Origin of the sequence: Chlorobium sp. (assembly GCF_036528655.1) — a bacterium.
GTDB lineage: Bacteria > Bacteroidota > Chlorobiia > Chlorobiales > Chlorobiaceae > Chlorobium.
Genome location: NZ_JAIGND010000036.1, coordinates 54807 through 70546, shown reverse-complemented (window position 1 = coordinate 70546; position 15740 = coordinate 54807). Strand labels below are relative to the sequence as shown.

The following is a 15740-nucleotide window of genomic DNA, read 5'->3' as shown; positions in this document are numbered from 1 at the left end:
CTACCAGCAGCGATAAAAGTGGTGCAGCGGGCCGTGTCCCGTTCCGAGACGGTAGGCGGCTCCTGCTTTTATTGCTTCGAACGTGTAGTTTTTGGCCTTTTCCACCGCTGATTCCATACTCATTCCGAGAGCCAGAAATGCCGCTATTGCCGAAGAGAGCGTGCATCCCGTGCCGTGCGTGTTTACAGAGCCAATTTTTTTCGTACTGAACCATTGGAACCTTTCCAGATGCAGCAGGCAGTCGCTGCACTCGTTTCCTTCCATATGTCCGCCTTTCAGCAGTACGGAGCGCGCCCCGAGCCTGCGAAGCATGAGCGCTGCGGATTCGATTTCCTCCCTGGTTACCGGGCAATTCTGCTTTCCTGCAAGCATGGCACTTTCCATGATGTTGGGGGTAATGAGAGCCGCAATCGGAAAGAGTTCCCCTATCATTACAGGCAGGGCCTCCGGATCAAGAAGATCCCGGCCGCTTGAAGATCGGAGAACCGTATCGAGTACGACCGGAGCCTCGATTTTCTGCAGCAGGCCCGCTACTTCACGAATTGCTCCGACACTTCCGAGCATACCGATTTTTACGGCATCGACCGTTATGTCATCGAGAATCGCCTTGAGCTGTTCCCTGATGCTCGAAGCCGGAAGGGAATAGCTGTTCACAACTTCAACGGTGTTTTGTGCCGTAACCGAGGTAATGACAGATGTGCCGTAGCAGGCAAGCGCTGCTATTGTTTTCAGGTCGGCCTGTATCCCGGCTCCTCCGCTACCGTCGGAGCCGGCAATGGTGAGAACGGTTCTGTAGCGCACTTTATCGTAAACGATTGAGTTCAAGCAGCGAGACCAGCTTGCCGGCAGCAGCTTCAGGATCCTCTGCGCGGCTTATGGCGGTAATGACGGCAATTCCCGAAGCTCCCGCAGCAATCGGCAGATGTGCGTTTTCCGGATTGATGCCGCCTATTGCAATAACAGGGATCCTCACGGCTTGTATTATGCTCCCTATGGCCTCGGGTCCGGTCGGCACAGTATGTTTTTCTTTCGAAGAAGTTGGAAAAATATGGCCGAAGCCGACATAATCCGCACTCTCATTTTCTGCATCGACAGCTTCCTGAGGCGAGGAAACTGAAACTCCGAGGATTTTCGACGAACCGAGAAGCTTTCTTGCCTCCGCAGCCGGGAGATCCTGCTGGCCGAGATGTACGCCGTCAGCATCGGCAGCGATTGCAATATCCACCCTGTCATTGACCATAAATATGGCATGGCGTTCGCGGCAGATATCCCTTATTTCTATCGACCATCGATACAATTGTTCTCCGGATGCCGATTTATGCCTGAGCTGAATCATTGCGGCTCCTCCACCAAGAGCCCGGTGCACCTGTTCGACAGGGTGCAGGATTTCATCGGTAACAAAACAGAGAAACGGGTGATTGGGAATCATCTGTAAAGCACTTGTTCTAAATTGCTTAAAATACCGGATACATTGACGTTATCATTGAAAAGAGAGAGAGCGGCAACGCCATGGGCTCCTGCAGACAGGCAGCGCTGCGCGTTTTCGGTTGTAATGCCTCCTATGGCAAACACCGGAACGCCGACTGCATGACAGACTGCTTCAAGCTTATCGAGTCCCTGTGGCGATCCATAGCGTCGTTTCGAGGGTGTATCGAAAACCGGCCCGAAAATCAGATAATCTGCTCCGCGCATATCGGCATCAAGGGCCGATTCGAGGGAGTGGGAGCTTTTTCCGATGAGCATGTTATGTCTCAGTGGCGTGAGTTTATCCGGAGGACATCCGGATTCCGGTAGGTGAACGCCTGCGAGTCCTGCTGCCGCGGCAATATCGATACGCTCGTTCAGGACGATCAGGGCCCGACTGGCTTCACCCATCGCTTTCACCCTGCGGCTCAGGTTTAAAAGGCTTGCCGCAGCGAGTTGTTTTTCCCGTATCTGAACGATGCAGGACAGGGTAGCGGGCAGTCTTTCCATAAGTGCGAGGAGCATTGTCCCCGAGCTGTCAGGTTCCCTTCCGCTGCTGACGATGCAGAGGCGCGGAAGAGAAGCTCGTGATGGCTCAACGGCGGCATCCGTATGGCTCTCCGCCGCAATCTGTATTGTTTTCATGGTCATTCGGCATCGAAGGCTGCCATTGTATCACTTTTGTTAAAAAGCGGAAATTCCCGTACCTATTAAAGGAGCCCCAGGCAAAGTTTCCGGCTCTTTCCTTTAATATAACGATCCCGTACCATGTCCCATATCGAAGAGCGCATTGTCAATGCAGGTTTTCAGCTTCCGGCTCATTCGGTACCTGCAGGTTTGTATCAGCCGGCCATACGTACCGGCAATCTGGTCTTCACTTCGGGTCAACTTCCGCTCAGAGACGGAAAACTTGTCGAGCCCGGAGGTAAGGGAAAGGTAAACGAACTCACTCAGACAGATGCCGCCGCCGCCGCAGGTACGGCCCTTCTTAACGCACTCGCAGCGGTAAAAAGCCTTACCGGCACTCTCGATGTGATTGAGCACATTGTAAGGCTGACCGTTTACGTGGCAAGCGAATCGTATTTTACCAACCAGCATCTTGTCGCCAACGGAGCGTCGTCACTGCTTGCCGAGTTTTTCGGAGAACAGGGAAGACATGTTCGAAGCGCTGTCGGCGTCGCCGAACTACCTCTCGATGCTAGCGTGGAGCTTGAACTTATCGTCTCCTGTAATCCTCCTCAGGCGATTATTTAAGTTAAAAAAAACCCCGCCATTATTCTGTTGTTGGAGCGATTATAGTTGCGCTGAGCAATAGATAAGAATACCGTTTTACTTATATAAGCCATATTATAGTTGCTATAATAAATGCAATAATAGCAGATTGTTTTCTGTCGTATTATTCTTGAGTGCGTTATTGTTAATATTGATACAATAACACACTCATAATCATATTGTAATGATTATTATGCGTGTTGTTAGGGTTATAAAAACAAATAAAAATACGTCTATCAACTCGGAATTGATGCGTCTTTAATATTTTTCTTGTGACAGGTTTAATGATTATATAAAGTATTAAAATATATGTGAGGCAATAATCTCTAAGTGATTTTATTTAAATAAAATAAATCTATTTGGTTAAATATATATTTATATATTTATATCTTTTAATAATCGTCTGTTTTTGTTTTGTTGTTTGTCTTGCATTGATGCTTATATTTTTTTTGTTGTTGTTTGTTAACTTAAGATTGCGTGGCTGAAAAAATGCATAACAATCATTATTAGATGTGTGTTTGCTGGTTTTCTAAAGGTTTCTTGTATTATTTAAATCGATGGATTATAATGAAAATGTAGTGTGTTTCTGTGTGTTATCAGATGGCGCTGTAGTGTTTTTATTATCAAATATTTATTCTGAAGCATGGTGTTTTATTATGATGGATGTTGTCGGGTAAAGAAAGTGATTTAGCGTTATCTGAATGCTCTTTCAGTGCAGGAATAGTTGTCAACATATTCCTTTCGATAAGGATGGTTAGGGATTGTTTTTTTGTGTTTTTGTTCCGTGATCGGTAAAATGCGTATCGTAAGTAACGAAAGATGTTTACCGCTTAAGTCAATCCATGCCGTCATGTCCCGAATTTTAACCGCCTTTGTCATGGTCGCCGTACTTGTTTTCGGTGTCTTTCTCGGCACCAGGCTGAACAGGAGCGGTCAGGAGAGTTCGGGTACCGAGAGGAAAATGCTAGATGCATACAACCTCATAAGGGATCTTTATGTCGACGATGTTCAACCCGACAGCCTCGCAGGTGCGGGTATCAAAGGTATGGTTCAGTCTCTTGATCCTCATTCGGTTTATCTCGAGCCTGAAGAGGTTACATTTTCGCAGGCGGAGTTCGATGGGAATTTCGACGGCATAGGGATCGAGTTCGATATTATCAATGACACACTGCTTGTTGTGACGCCGCTTTCTGGAGGTCCGAGCGCCGCAGTGGGCATCGCTGCCGGTGATCGTATTATTGCAATCGATGCTGTGTCGGCAATTGGCATAACCCATCAGGATGTGTTGCGCAAGCTCAGGGGCAAAAGGGGTACGAATGTCAAGCTCAGGGTATTCCGTCCGCTCAGCGGCAAGGTTATGGATTTCCTCGTTACCAGAGGGCGTATTTCCACATCGAGCGTCGAGGCCGCATTCATGATCGGTGACGGGATCGGGTACATACGGTTAAGTCGTTTTGTCGCCACTACGGCAGAGGAGTTCCGCAAGGCTCTTTCATCGCTCGCCAGTAAAGGCATGAAGCGCCTTGTTATCGATATTCGAGGAAATCCCGGGGGATTTCTTGAGGAGGCCGTCGAAGTGGCCGATGAATTTCTTGGAAAAGATCAGTTGGTCGTCTACACCAAAAGCGCGAAGAATGCGGTTGAAGATGCCCGTTATCTGGCTAAAAGCGGCAATGGGTTCGAAACAGGTCGGATTGTCGTGCTTGTTGACAAGGGAAGCGCATCGGCTTCGGAAATTCTTGCCGGTGCCCTGCAGGACAACAGGCGGGCAGAGATCATCGGCGAACTGACATTCGGAAAGGGGCTCGTACAGCGCCAGTTCGAGTTCAATGACGGTTCCGCCCTCCGTCTGACGGTTTCCCGTTATTATACTCCTTCCGGTCGACAGATACAGAGAACCTATCGCAAAGGTGATGACGGCCGTGAGGTGTATTATAAAGATGCGATGGTCGATGTCAGGCCCGAGAAACTGTTTACGGATCCGGGGCGTTTTGCCTATCTTAAAAATACAGATATTTCGGTATACAGGACAGGAACGCTTGCGGATCTTCTTTCCCGTCCCGAAACATCCGGCACGTTCAGGGAAGGCCAGTATTCGCTGCTTAAAGATTCCGGAGGAATTATTCCGGATTACTGGGTCAGCGGAAGGCCTTATGCGGAATTTTATCAGGAGCTCTACCGCACCGGTTTATTCGAACACCTCGCCCAGAGAATTCTTGACGACCCGGGCAGTGCTGTTCAGCAGTACAGGAAATCTCTCGATCGTTTTATGAGCGGGTATGAAAAGGAACCCCGAATTGAGGAGCTTGTTGCCAGGGTGTGTGCAGAAAAAAAGATTACATTCAATAAAAAGGCTTTTCTTCAGGAACAGAAGCATATAGCCCTGGCCGTGAAGGCAAGGCTCGCACACCGCATATACGGCACCGAAGGTCAGATTATGGTATATGTCATGCAGTCCGATCCTCTCATTGGCGTTGCGCTGAAGGTGTTGGGTTCCGGAAATTCCTCAGTGCGTTAACGACTAAATACTACAGTTTATGTCCCTGCTTGAAAAAATCAACAGCAATACCTGTACGCTTCGCCTGAAAAACGACTGGCTGAAGATTTTTACCTGTCCTGTTCCAACTTCCGACTTTCTTTCATTTGTAGGCGTTGCGGAAATTGACGCTCCTCAGCATGCGGTGCTGAGTCTGCTCTATGACATCGATGCCGCGACGGAGTGGGTATGGAAAACCAGGGAGATGCGCCTGCTCAAGGAGCTTTCAGGGGATGATGACGGCAGAATCGTCTACCAGCTGGTCAGCGCGCCGTGGCCGCTATCCGATCGGGAGATCATCACCCGTTCACAGGGTTATATCAATCCCGAAACATCCGAAGTGTTTATCAGGCTCGAGTCCGTTCCGGATTTCCTTCCCCGTAACGATAAGTATGTCCGGGTACCACAGGTTGAAGGCGCATGGAATATTCTGCCTCTTACTGAAAACACATGCAGGGTTGTGTTCAGGCTGCATATCGAACCGGGTGGTGAGATTCCTGCGTGGCTGGCCAATATTGCGGTTATCGATACCCCCTACCATACCATGAACAATATGCGGCAGATGGTGAAAAAAGAGAAATATCAGAAACCCGTAGACGCTCCGTTCAAGAAGTCGCCAGCCGATATTATTGGGAATTACGAGGATTTTATTACCGAGTGAAGCTCTGCCGGCAGTGCAAGGCGTGACAGCTTACCCTTTTCTTTTCACTAAACGCTCGTTTTTCTATGGATGTTGAGTCGGCCCTGCAGGCGAACTGGGATTTTCGCGTCGAACACAAGGGAATCCGCATATTCTCTTCGAAAGTAAGAAATTCGGATGTTCTGGGTTTCAAGGGCGAAGCAGAGTTTCCGGTTACTTTCAGGAAGCTGATAAGTCTTTTCTACGATACGGAAAACTACATGCGCTGGGTGCACCAGTTGGCAGCCATGGAGGTTCTTGAAAAAAACGATTGTCTCGAATATGTCGTTCGCCAGGTCATAAACGCCCCGTGGCCGCTGCAGAAGAGGGAAATGATCGTCCGTACGGGCCTTGCACAGGCAGGGGAGAACGCCGTTGCCGTCACGATGACCGGAGAGCCTGATTATCTGCCTGCCAATCCTCAATTCCATCGTGTTCGTCACTGTATGGGGTTATGGGTATTCACTCCGTCGGATAACGGTAATGTGCATATATCTTTCCTGATGCATATCAATCCGGGCAGCGATGTGCCCTCGCCGGTCAGTAACACGGCTATGTTCGAAGTGCCTTTCTATTCGCTGCAGAACATGAGAAACCTTCTTGCCGCTCCATCGTACAATCCGCCATACCCCGAAGAGATCGAAAACCATCTCTGCATCATGTAAGCTGTTCAAGGCATGCCCTGACAAGCCGTTCTGTCCTGACCGGTACGGCGCCGACCTCCTGACAGACGGTTCCGGCGGCAAGATTGGCGATTTTTGCGCTGGTAACGATATCGAGTCCCGCCGCGGTGCCGAGAGCCAGAACTCCTATTACGGTATCTCCTGCGCCTGATACGTCGGCAACATCGAGCGATGCTGCCGGAATATGAGTAAAGCCGTCGCTGAGAACGGTTATCCCTTTTTCGCTTCTCGTTACCACAAGAGACTCCGCTGCGATTTTCTCCTGGAGTTGCAGGCATGCAGCTTCAACCTCACTATCGGTATTGTGCGCAACAATGCCGAGCGATGAGGCCATTTCGGAAAGATTCGGCTTGAATACCGTGCAGCCGCAGTAAGAAAAGAATTCTTTCTGTTTCGGATCGACAAGCACCGGCAGGTCGTTGTCTTCTGCGATGCCGATGATTTTCCTTATGAGCGTCGACGTCAGAAGTCCTTTGTTGTAATCTTCGATAATGACCGCATTGAGGGACGGGGCGAGGTCGCGGAGTTTTCCGGCTATGTTCCTTTCAATGGTTTCGCTTACCGGTTTCCGGCTTTCGAAGTCCACCCGCGTGATGTGATGATTCTGTGAAAGAATTCTTGTCTTGCAGGTTGTCGGGCGCGATGCGTCGCTTACCAGATAATCTGCCGAAAGTCCCTGGATCGCAAACAGCTCCGAAAGGGAATCCCTGTCGCTGTCTTCGCCGGTAACACCGATCAGGAATGTTTCCGCTCCGAGCGAGAGCGTGTTGCGCGCGACGTTTGCCGCACCGCCGAGGCGACGGTCTTCGTGCGTGACGTCTACTACGGGAACGGGATATTCCGGCGAAATACGCGAAACGTGGCCGAATATATACTTATCGAGCATGATGTCCCCGATTACGGCAATTTTCAGTTGTCCGAAGGACTCGATGATCTTCTTGATCGGAAAGGGGTACATGGGCCTTTTTATGGTTAATGAGAGATGTCCGAAAGGCTATAGATAACAAAATTGCGTTAATTCCGGAATCAGGGGGAAAGGTGAGTGACTGCGATTTTATTTTTTGCGATTTTTTGTTATAATTAAAGCTAATCATTTTTAAGCTTTATCCTGAAAAGGAAATACGCGCATGTTCGACAGTCTGAGTGATAAATTAGAGCTTGCTTTTAAAAAGCTTGCCGGTCAGGCAACCATAAACGAAATCAACATCGGTATCGCGATGCGCGATATCAAGAGGGCTCTGCTCGGTGCGGATGTCAACTACAAGGTTGCAAAAAAGCTCGTCGAGGATATCAGGGAGAAGTCTCTCGGCGAACAGGTCATCAAGAGCGTTTCTCCTGCCCAGATGATCGTGAAAATCGTCAGCGACGAACTTACCGATCTTATGGGCGGCGAGAACAGGCCTCTGAATCTCTCGCCGAAAAAACTTCCGGCCATTATCATGGTGGCGGGTCTTCAGGGTTCCGGTAAAACCACTTTTTGTGCCAAGCTGGCTAGGAGGCTGAAAAAAAGCGGGAAAAATCCACTGCTTGTCGCTGCCGACGTCTACCGTCCGGCTGCGGTTGACCAGTTGAAAACCCTCGGCGAACAGGTTGAGGTTCCGGTGTTTTCCATAGTCGAGCCCGATGCCATGAAGGTGGCTATGCAGGGTCTCGAGGCCGCACGCTCCGGCTCCAATGACGTACTGATAGTCGATACTGCGGGACGACTGCAGATCGACGAGAAAATGATGGCCGAGGCCGAGGCGCTCAAGCACGCGCTCAAACCCGACGAACTGCTTTTCGTTGTCGATTCGATGATGGGACAGGAAGCCGTCAATACGGCTCGCGAATTCAACGAAAGACTCGATTTCGACGGCGTCGTGCTTACCAAGCTCGACGGCGATGCCCGCGGCGGAGCCGCGCTTTCCATCAGGCAGGTCGTCGAAAAACCGATCAAGTTTATCAGTATCGGAGAGAAGGTCGACGATCTCGATCTTTTCTATCCGGACCGCATGGCCCAGAGGATTCTCGGCATGGGCGATATCGTGAGTTTTGTCGAAAAGGCACAGGAGACGCTCGATCTCGAAAAAACCATGCAGATGCAGAAGAAGCTCATGAAGAATGAGTTCGATCTGAACGACTTTTTCGATCAGCTGCAGCAGCTCAAGAAGATGGGATCGATCCAGGGTCTTATTGAAATGGTTCCCGGTCTGAACAAGATGGTTCCGAAGCAGGAGCTTGAAAATCTCGATTTCAGACCCATCGAAGCGATGATCAACTCGATGACGAAGCAGGAGAAAGAAAATCCCGAAATCATCAACGGAAGTCGCCGCCAGCGCATCGCCAAAGGCAGCGGTACGAGGGTTCAGGATGTGAATCTGCTCCTCAAACAGTTCGGCGAGATGAAAAAGATGATGCGCTCGGTATCGAAACTGTCGCAGTCAGGCAGGAAGATCACCTCGCAGAATCTTGCGCTTGACAAGTTTTTAAAGAGATAACCTATTTTTGTAGTTACCATTAACTAAAATACTGAAGCATTGGTAAAGATCAGACTTAAAAGAGCCGGAAGAAAGAAGATGCCGTTCTACCAGATCGTAGCCGCCGACTCGCGCGCACCAAGAGATGGTAAATTCCTTGAAGTCGTCGGACACTATCAGCCGACCGCAAAGCCGCATGCCGTAACCCTCAAGAAGGACAGGGTATCCTACTGGATGCAGACCGGTGCACAGCCGACCGATACCGTTCGCAGCCTTATCCGCTCCACCGGTCTTCTCCACGAACTGAGGCTCCGCAGCCTCGGCCGCAGTGAAGCCGATATCACAGCCGAGATGGAAAAATGGCAGCAGAGGCAGTCGGAACGCCGTCAGAAGCGTCTTGCCGTTAAGACCCGTCGCCGTCAGGCAAAGAAAGCGGCCGAGGGAAAAGCTGAAGGCGGCGAAGCCTGAACGAACGGTTCGATACAGTTCGCGGAATGGATCGTTATCTGACAGGCACCGTACTCAAGCCGAAAGGCTTGAAGGGGGAAGTGAAGGTGTTGCCGGTTACCGATTATCCCGAACGCTTTCTTTCACGGAAAGCATATTATGTCGGTAAAACGGATGGCGATGCGATGCTCCGCAACGTTGTCCGCGCTTCGCTTGCCAAAGGATTTGCGTGGCTGTTTTTTGAAGGCATTGAAACCCGTGACGATGCGCAAGCCATTTGCGGCATGCATCTTTATATCGAAGAGCGGGAGCTGCAGCCTATGCCGGACGACAGGGCCTATGTCCACGAGCTGGTCGGACTTGCGGTCATCGACGGCAACGGATGTGAGGCCGGAGTCGTGACCGGCATCGTGCAGATGCCGGCTCATGAGGTGTACGAGGTGACGACGAGCGGCAGGGGAATTGTACTGATTCCTGCCATCGAAGAGTTCATCGAAGCGATCGATACAGCTGCGCGTCGGATGTCGGTTCCCCGATTCGGAGAGTTTTTGTGAATACCTGTTACAGGAAAATATGCAAGAGACCTGAGGGATGGGGCCACTACGCATCGATGTGATTTCCGTAATTCCCGGTTTTTTCGACTCGCCGATGCAGAACGGCCTGATCGCAATAGCCCGGAAAAAACTGTATGCGGAGATCCACGTGCATAACCTGCACGACTATGGGCTCGGACGCTACAAGCAGGTTGACGATACCCCGTTTGGCGGGGGAGCCGGAATGGTGATACGTCCTGAACCGGTTTTCGCATGCGTCGAAATGCTGCTTGCCGAAAGAGAGTATGACGCGGTCATTTTTCCGACTCCTGACGGAAAGCCGTTCGATCAGCCGCTTGCAAACCGGCTGTCTCGTATGAAGAACCTCATGCTGCTCTGTGGACATTACAAGGCGGTAGATGAGCGGATACGCGAAACGCTTGTGACCATGGATGTTTCTGTCGGGGATGTTGTGGTTTCCGGAGGCGAAATTCCGTCGGTTCTGATTATGGACGCGGTTTTACGGCTCATTCCGGGAGTGATCGGCGACGGAGAATCGGCACTAACCGACTCATTCCAGACCGGTTTGCTGGATTGCGCATACTATACCCGACCGGCTGAGTTTCGGGGGATGAAGGTGCCGGATGTCCTGTTGTCGGGGCATCACATGAAAATTGAGCAATGGCGTCACGAAAACGCCCTGCAGCGGACGCGCCAGCGGCGACCGGACCTGCTCGATAAAACGGTTTTTGAAGAGTAAGAAAAATTAACGTAAATAGTTGTCGAAAATGGATCAGTTAATTCAGTTAGTTGAAGCCACGCAGAACAGAGCCGATTTTCCGGAGATCAATCCCGGTGATACCGTGAGGATTCAGTTGAAGGTTATCGAAGGCGAAAAAGAGAGGCTGCAGGCTTTCGAAGGCGTCGTTATCAGCGATCGCGGCGCAGGTGGTTCAAAAACCATCACAGTTCGGAAAATTTCGCATGGCGTGGGAGTCGAAAGGATCATACCGGTCAATTCTCCGAATATCGAAAGCATTACCGTTCTGAAACACGGCAAGGCAAGAAGAGCCAAACTCTTCTACCTCCGCAAACGTACAGGTAAAGCCGCACTCAAGGTCAAGGAGCGCAAGGCCGCCATCAAAGCCTGACAGACGCAACAAACCGGCAGAGGCCGTTAACGGCCTGCCGGTTTGTTCAATCAGGAACATCCTGCAACAGGGGCGCTGTCTCCTTTACCATGCCGTCCCCGGCGGGCGTATTGCCTGTTTTATGCCTTCCTTATTGCACTTCTTGCGGTTCTTTCATTTCTTGTCTGTACATACAGTGCGGCCAGGCAGTAAAAATCGCACAGCCATCAGGGGATTTCCGCAAGGCATAAGCCTTCGGGATATTTCAGAAATAATTGACAGGGACTTTCGTATGATGCAGATTGGCGATTACCGTCTGTACTCTCTCGATGTGCAGGATTTCGCGCTTGACGGAGGCGCAATGTTCGGGGTGGTGCCGAAGGTTCTGTGGGAAAAGCTTGCGCCTGCCGACCATCTGAACCGGGTCATGCTCAAGACCCGACTGCTCCTGATTTGCGGAAACGGCCGAAACATTCTGGTCGATACCGGCATGGGTTCCGCGTGGAGTGAAAAGCTTCGAGCCATTCATCTGCTCTCTGACTTCCGGATAGAAGAAGAACTTCAGAAACATGGTTTATCGCCTGCCGATATCACCGATATCATCTATACGCATCTCCACTTCGATCACGTCGGAGGTGCATTCCGCCCTGACGGGGACGGATTGGTTCCGGTATTTCCTGCCGCTCGGCACTATGTTCAGCGTGAGAACTATCTTTCCGCTACCGCTCCGAACCAGAAAGAGAAGGTGAGTTATTCGCCTGTGTTTATCGAGGCTTTCGGCAGGCTTCCGTCAGTCGAGCTGATCGACGGCTCGGCAGAACTCTTTGCGGGTATCGAAGTATTCACAAGCAACGGCCACACCAGAGGGCAGCAGCTCGTTCGCGTGAGCGACGTAAGCCGTTCGCTGGTGCATGGAGCCGACCTTGTACCGTCATCGGCTCATTTGCCGCTTCCCTGGGTCATGGGCTTCGATATCGAACCGCTTACGGTCATCGACGAAAAGACCGCATTGCTCGAAAGTATTGTCGAGGCTGACGGGATTCTTTATTTCGGGCATGACCCCTTCAACGAAGCGGCTGTTCTCAAGCGGGGCGAAAAAGGCATCACGGTCGATTCCTTCATTACCCTGTAATTTTACGCACGAAGATGTCTTCGATAGTGCCACCCGAAGTGATTGGCCCTTTCCGGGAAAAAGTATTCGCTTTCTTCAGAGAGAATCGACGTTCATTTCCCTGGCGCGAGACCACTGACCGTTATGCGGTCATGGTGAGCGAGATCATGCTCCAGCAGACGCAGGCCGAGAGGGTCATTCCGAAATATATGGCATGGCTGGATCGTTTTCCGGATATCGCCACACTTTCATATGCTCCGCTCAGGGATGTGCTATCGCTCTGGAGCGGTCTCGGTTACAATTCGCGTGGCCAGCGTCTGCAGCTATGCGCACGCTCGATCGTCGAGCGCTTTGACGGGATTGTTCCCGCAACACCTTCAGAACTGAAAACCCTGCCAGGTATCGGTGACTACACCTGTAGATCCATTCCTGTTTTTGCCGATAATCTCGATGCGGCTGCAGTCGATACCAACATCCGCCGCATCATCGTTCATGAATTGGCACTGCCTGAAGATGCATCGAAACATCTGATACAGGCTGTTGCAGAGGAGGTTGTACCGAAGGGTCGTAGTCGGGAATGGCACAACGCGCTCATGGACTACGGAGCGTTGTTTCTGACCAGCCGCAGAACCGGCATCCGTCCGCTCACGAAGCAGTCGAAGTTCCATGGCTCGAAACGGTGGTATCGCGGCAGGCTGCTGAAGGAACTGGTGGGATCGGATCAGCTTTTTCTTGAAGAGGTCGAGGAAAGATACTGCCAATGCCCATGGGGAATCCGGGAGATCATCCTGGAGCTCGTATGCGAAGGGCTCGTTGAGGAGAGCGTCAACCGTGACGGCCCGGGACGCGTGCTGAAGATCAGGGAGTGATCATGCTTTGTGTTTCAGGCAGTTTATTCCTTTTTTTTTCGGCTCTCCAGTAGACGCATTCGGAAGGAACCGATGCGCAGATTTCCTGATATCTGCCGGATACCCTTGAAATGATAAGGGGGCGGCAGGTATGTTTATCAAGGCTTTTCATTGCATCATCAAAAGTTGCCCTTTGTGCTTTTCCCGAAGCGATCATGGCAAGGGCGAGATCATCAAGGAAAACTGATTCAGTATAAACGGATTCCGGATTGATGTTCCTGCAGACCCGTTCACCAAGTGCAATTACATCGGCATTTTCAATGCACACCAGTGCCTGATCGAGAGTCAGGAGAAGCGGTTCAAATTCCTCTATTTTCTTTCGTATATGCCGGGATTGTTCATTGTCCGGCAACTGTCCGGTTTCGGTATTGAAATACAGAAGAGTCTTTCGTATGCTTATGAGTATGTTATCCCCGGTATACTCTTCGATCGTTGCCATTATGTTGTTCGGTTATCTGAACGGGAGCAGGCAGGCTCTTCGGTGCCTCTATGATCTATGGGATAATATTGTGGAAAAGCGGATTACTCGGTATTGTACACCATATTCAGGGCGTTGTAGACCTTGTCGATTTCCTGGGCGTATTTCTCTGTGATGGTCTTTCGCTTGAGTTTGAGCGTAGGGGTCATGTCGCCTTTTTCCACGCTGAAAGCCTCTTCGATAAGCAGGAACTTGCGGACTTTTTCGTGTGTCGCGAGTTGGCGGGAGATGGTTCGCATGAGCTTTTCGTATATCTGCTGTATTTCCTTGTGTTCGATCAGCTCTTTCGTCGTTTTTGCCGCGATATTGTGTTGTGCGGCATACTCGTTGAGCCTGGCAAAGTCGGGCACAATGACGGCGATGAGGAACGGACGTTTTTCGCCGATGACTATCACCTGATCGACGTAAGGACTATCGGAAATGAGATTTTCGATTGGCTGCGGAGCGATATTCTTTCCACCGGATGTGACGATGATGTGTTTTTTCCGATCAGTAATCTTCAGGTAGCCGTCACGGTCGATCTCTCCGATATCGCCGCTGTAAAACCATCCGTCCCTGATGACTTCTTTTGTGGCCGCTTCGTCCTGCCAGTATCCTTTCATGATATTCGGGCCTTTCAGCAGAATTTCCCCATCTTCGGCGATCCTGACCTGTACGTTGCTGACCGGAGGTCCGACCGTGCCGAACTTGATTTTTTCCGGCCTGTTGACATTGGTGACCGGTGAGGTTTCAGTCAGTCCGAATCCTTCGAGAATGGGTATTTCAAGAGCCTGGAAGAACTCTCCGATTTTCTGCGGCAGTGCGGCGCCTCCGGAAACGAAATAACGCAGCCGCCCTCCGAATTTTTTACCGATTTTGTGGTAGACCAGTTTGTCGGCCAGTTTGTGCTGTGTCGACAGGGCAACGCCGACCTGGTTTGTCTCGTTCATCCGGCGATGATACTCTTCTCCGGTTTTTACAGCCCAGTTGAAAATTTTCTGTTTTACGGCGCTCTGACTGCCGACCTGTTTAAGCATGTTGGCCTTCATCCGGTCGAACAGCCGGGGTACGGTAAAGATAATTGTGGGTTTCGCTTCGGTCATGTTAAGCGAAATGGTTTCGATACTTTCTGCCAGGTAAATGGCCGCTCCGCATGAGAAGAGCAGATAGTATCCTCCGGTACGCTCATAAGCGTGCGACAGGGGCAGGAAAGAGAGGCTGCAATCGCTTTCGTCGAGACGCATGATCGACGAACAGGATTTCACATTCTCGCAGAGGTTCCTGTGCGTGAGCATCACGCCTTTCGGCAGCCCTGTCGTTCCCGAGGTATAGATGATGGTGGCAATGTCTTCCGGATCTACCTTTATGCCGTCGAGAATCCATGGTTTGTCCGCTAGGATTTTATTTCCCGTTTCCTTGACGTGGTTCAGGTCGATAACGTCCTCGATTGGTTCTTCGAGACGGTTCATGACGATAACAAGATTCAGGTCGGGCAGGTTCTGCCATATCGAAAGAATTTTGCCCAGCTGCAGCATGTTGGAAACGACGATACATTTCGCGCTGCAGTTCTGCAGGATATATTCAATCTGGTTTGGTGGAAGCGAGGGATAGAGCGGTACGTCGATAGCTCCGATATTAAGGATGGCCATATCGGCAAGGTACCATCCGGGACGATTTTCGGAGAGGATCGCTACCCGGTCCTGCTCGGCTATGCCGTTTTCGCGAAGATAAGCCGAAAAAGCGTGCACATCCTGTTCAAGTTCGCTGTAAGGTATCGGTTCATAGACGCCGTTGATTTTCCGTGCGATGGGAAATTTGTCTTTTCTGCCGCGGTAATGGCTGAACACCGAAGAGAACAGCTCTGGTAACGTGTGAAAATCAGGATTGATGAGTCCCATGTAACGTCAGTCTTAAGCTTGTGGATGCGTGGTATCGGCAAAGAACTGCTGCTGCATGCTCCGTAAGCGGAGCAGGAAGGATCAGATGGATTTAAGCTAATAATTAACAATACAATAGTATCTTTGCAAAGAGGGTTTGGTACTTTATGGTATCTTTTATATCAGT

17 protein-coding genes are annotated in these 15740 nt (G+C 50.6%); 11 read left to right on the top strand and 6 right to left on the bottom strand.

What is annotated here, in order from left to right; all coding sequences use genetic code 11:
- From thiD to K4305_RS10745, 3 genes are read right to left on the bottom strand one after another with little or no spacing between them, the layout of a single operon-like run.
- Entirely contained in the window at positions 1-825 is an 825-nt protein-coding gene (gene thiD, locus K4305_RS10755; RefSeq protein ID WP_331562440.1) for a bifunctional hydroxymethylpyrimidine kinase/phosphomethylpyrimidine kinase, read from the bottom strand.
- Complete coding sequence (gene thiE, locus K4305_RS10750; protein WP_331562439.1) at positions 803-1429, bottom strand: thiamine phosphate synthase; 627 nt, start codon at positions 1427-1429, stop codon at positions 803-805. Before thiE ends, thiD begins: the two co-directional genes overlap by 23 nt.
- The gene (locus tag K4305_RS10745) at positions 1426-2109 is read right to left on the bottom strand and encodes a thiamine phosphate synthase (RefSeq protein WP_331562438.1); all 684 of its coding nucleotides are present in this window, start codon (positions 2107-2109) and stop codon (positions 1426-1428) included. The genes thiE and K4305_RS10745 overlap by 4 nt, the downstream gene beginning before the upstream one ends.
- A gap of 123 nt (positions 2110-2232) precedes the next feature.
- On the opposite strand from K4305_RS10745, the gene K4305_RS10740 reads away from it, so the two are divergent.
- The 4 genes from K4305_RS10740 (at position 2233) to K4305_RS10725 (ending at position 6616) form a co-directional block, all read left to right on the top strand.
- On the top strand, positions 2233-2718 hold the full coding sequence (locus tag K4305_RS10740; RefSeq protein WP_331562437.1) for a RidA family protein: 486 nt from the start codon (positions 2233-2235) through the stop codon (positions 2716-2718).
- Between the two features lie 868 nt (positions 2719-3586).
- Complete coding sequence (locus K4305_RS10735; RefSeq protein WP_331562436.1) at positions 3587-5254, top strand: S41 family peptidase; 1668 nt, start codon at positions 3587-3589, stop codon at positions 5252-5254.
- Positions 5255-5273: 19 nt separating this feature from the next.
- Entirely contained in the window at positions 5274-5933 is a 660-nt protein-coding gene (locus K4305_RS10730; RefSeq protein WP_331562435.1) for an START domain-containing protein, read from the top strand.
- Between the two features lie 65 nt (positions 5934-5998).
- Positions 5999-6616: an START domain-containing protein gene (locus K4305_RS10725; RefSeq protein WP_331562434.1), complete on the top strand. Its 618-nt coding sequence runs from the start codon at positions 5999-6001 to the stop codon at positions 6614-6616.
- On the opposite strand, the gene rfaE1 is transcribed toward K4305_RS10725, so the two are convergent.
- Positions 6609-7592 carry a D-glycero-beta-D-manno-heptose-7-phosphate kinase gene (gene rfaE1, locus K4305_RS10720; RefSeq protein ID WP_331562433.1) on the bottom strand — a complete coding sequence of 328 codons (984 nt, stop codon included), beginning with the start codon at positions 7590-7592 and terminating at the stop codon, positions 6609-6611. The genes K4305_RS10725 and rfaE1 overlap by 8 nt on opposite strands.
- 169 nt (positions 7593-7761) lie before the next feature.
- Here rfaE1 and ffh point away from each other — a divergent pair, with 169 nt between their 5' ends.
- The 7 genes from ffh to K4305_RS10685 all read left to right on the top strand — a co-directional run bounded on the left by ffh (position 7762) and on the right by K4305_RS10685 (position 13180).
- Positions 7762-9111 carry a signal recognition particle protein gene (gene ffh / locus K4305_RS10715; RefSeq protein ID WP_331562431.1) on the top strand — a complete coding sequence of 450 codons (1350 nt, stop codon included), beginning with the start codon at positions 7762-7764 and terminating at the stop codon, positions 9109-9111.
- A gap of 39 nt (positions 9112-9150) precedes the next feature.
- Positions 9151-9558: a 30S ribosomal protein S16 gene (gene rpsP, locus K4305_RS10710; RefSeq protein WP_331562430.1), complete on the top strand. Its 408-nt coding sequence runs from the start codon at positions 9151-9153 to the stop codon at positions 9556-9558.
- A gap of 26 nt (positions 9559-9584) precedes the next feature.
- Positions 9585-10091, top strand: coding sequence for a ribosome maturation factor RimM (gene rimM, locus K4305_RS10705; RefSeq protein WP_331562429.1), 507 nt, complete (start codon positions 9585-9587; stop codon positions 10089-10091).
- A 37-nt stretch (positions 10092-10128) separates the two neighbouring features.
- Positions 10129-10830: a tRNA (guanosine(37)-N1)-methyltransferase TrmD gene (gene trmD, locus K4305_RS10700; RefSeq protein WP_331562428.1), complete on the top strand. Its 702-nt coding sequence runs from the start codon at positions 10129-10131 to the stop codon at positions 10828-10830.
- Positions 10831-10858: 28 nt separating this feature from the next.
- Positions 10859-11221 carry a 50S ribosomal protein L19 gene (rplS, locus tag K4305_RS10695; protein WP_331562427.1) on the top strand — a complete coding sequence of 121 codons (363 nt, stop codon included), beginning with the start codon at positions 10859-10861 and terminating at the stop codon, positions 11219-11221.
- Positions 11222-11492: 271 nt separating this feature from the next.
- Positions 11493-12332 (top strand): MBL fold metallo-hydrolase, encoded by an 840-nt coding sequence (locus K4305_RS10690; RefSeq protein WP_331562426.1) that lies wholly within the window; start codon positions 11493-11495, stop codon positions 12330-12332.
- Positions 12333-12346: 14 nt separating this feature from the next.
- Positions 12347-13180 carry a Fe-S cluster assembly protein HesB gene (locus tag K4305_RS10685; RefSeq protein WP_331562425.1) on the top strand — a complete coding sequence of 278 codons (834 nt, stop codon included), beginning with the start codon at positions 12347-12349 and terminating at the stop codon, positions 13178-13180.
- On the opposite strand, the gene K4305_RS10680 is transcribed toward K4305_RS10685, so the two are convergent.
- Both K4305_RS10680 and K4305_RS10675 read right to left on the bottom strand, forming a co-directional pair.
- Positions 13170-13658: a hypothetical protein gene (locus K4305_RS10680; protein ID WP_331562424.1), complete on the bottom strand. Its 489-nt coding sequence runs from the start codon at positions 13656-13658 to the stop codon at positions 13170-13172. The genes K4305_RS10685 and K4305_RS10680 overlap by 11 nt on opposite strands.
- A gap of 83 nt (positions 13659-13741) precedes the next feature.
- On the bottom strand, positions 13742-15574 hold the full coding sequence (locus tag K4305_RS10675; RefSeq protein ID WP_331562423.1) for an AMP-dependent synthetase/ligase: 1833 nt from the start codon (positions 15572-15574) through the stop codon (positions 13742-13744).
- Positions 15575-15740 lie beyond the last annotated feature (166 nt).

Excerpts from the sequence above, each read along its gene's own strand:
- trmD (WP_331562428.1), top strand. The coding sequence starts at position 10,129 with ATGGGGCCACTACGCATCGATGTGATTTCCGTAATTCCCGGTTTTTTC.
- K4305_RS10690 (WP_331562426.1), top strand. The coding sequence starts at position 11,493 with ATGATGCAGATTGGCGATTACCGTCTGTACTCTCTCGATGTGCAGGAT.
- K4305_RS10740 (WP_331562437.1), top strand. The coding sequence starts at position 2,233 with ATGTCCCATATCGAAGAGCGCATTGTCAATGCAGGTTTTCAGCTTCCG.
- rimM (WP_331562429.1), top strand. The coding sequence starts at position 9,585 with ATGGATCGTTATCTGACAGGCACCGTACTCAAGCCGAAAGGCTTGAAG.
- K4305_RS10745 (WP_331562438.1), bottom strand. The coding sequence starts at position 2,109 with ATGAAAACAATACAGATTGCGGCGGAGAGCCATACGGATGCCGCCGTT.
- K4305_RS10725 (WP_331562434.1), top strand. The coding sequence starts at position 5,999 with ATGGATGTTGAGTCGGCCCTGCAGGCGAACTGGGATTTTCGCGTCGAA.
- K4305_RS10685 (WP_331562425.1), top strand. The coding sequence starts at position 12,347 with ATGTCTTCGATAGTGCCACCCGAAGTGATTGGCCCTTTCCGGGAAAAA.
- K4305_RS10730 (WP_331562435.1), top strand. The coding sequence starts at position 5,274 with ATGTCCCTGCTTGAAAAAATCAACAGCAATACCTGTACGCTTCGCCTG.
- rfaE1 (WP_331562433.1), bottom strand. The coding sequence starts at position 7,592 with ATGTACCCCTTTCCGATCAAGAAGATCATCGAGTCCTTCGGACAACTG.
- rplS (WP_331562427.1), top strand. The coding sequence starts at position 10,859 with ATGGATCAGTTAATTCAGTTAGTTGAAGCCACGCAGAACAGAGCCGAT.
- K4305_RS10735 (WP_331562436.1), top strand. The coding sequence starts at position 3,587 with ATGTCCCGAATTTTAACCGCCTTTGTCATGGTCGCCGTACTTGTTTTC.
- thiE (WP_331562439.1), bottom strand. The coding sequence starts at position 1,429 with ATGATTCCCAATCACCCGTTTCTCTGTTTTGTTACCGATGAAATCCTG.
- K4305_RS10675 (WP_331562423.1), bottom strand. The coding sequence starts at position 15,574 with ATGGGACTCATCAATCCTGATTTTCACACGTTACCAGAGCTGTTCTCT.
- K4305_RS10680 (WP_331562424.1), bottom strand. The coding sequence starts at position 13,658 with ATGGCAACGATCGAAGAGTATACCGGGGATAACATACTCATAAGCATA.
- ffh (WP_331562431.1), top strand. The coding sequence starts at position 7,762 with ATGTTCGACAGTCTGAGTGATAAATTAGAGCTTGCTTTTAAAAAGCTT.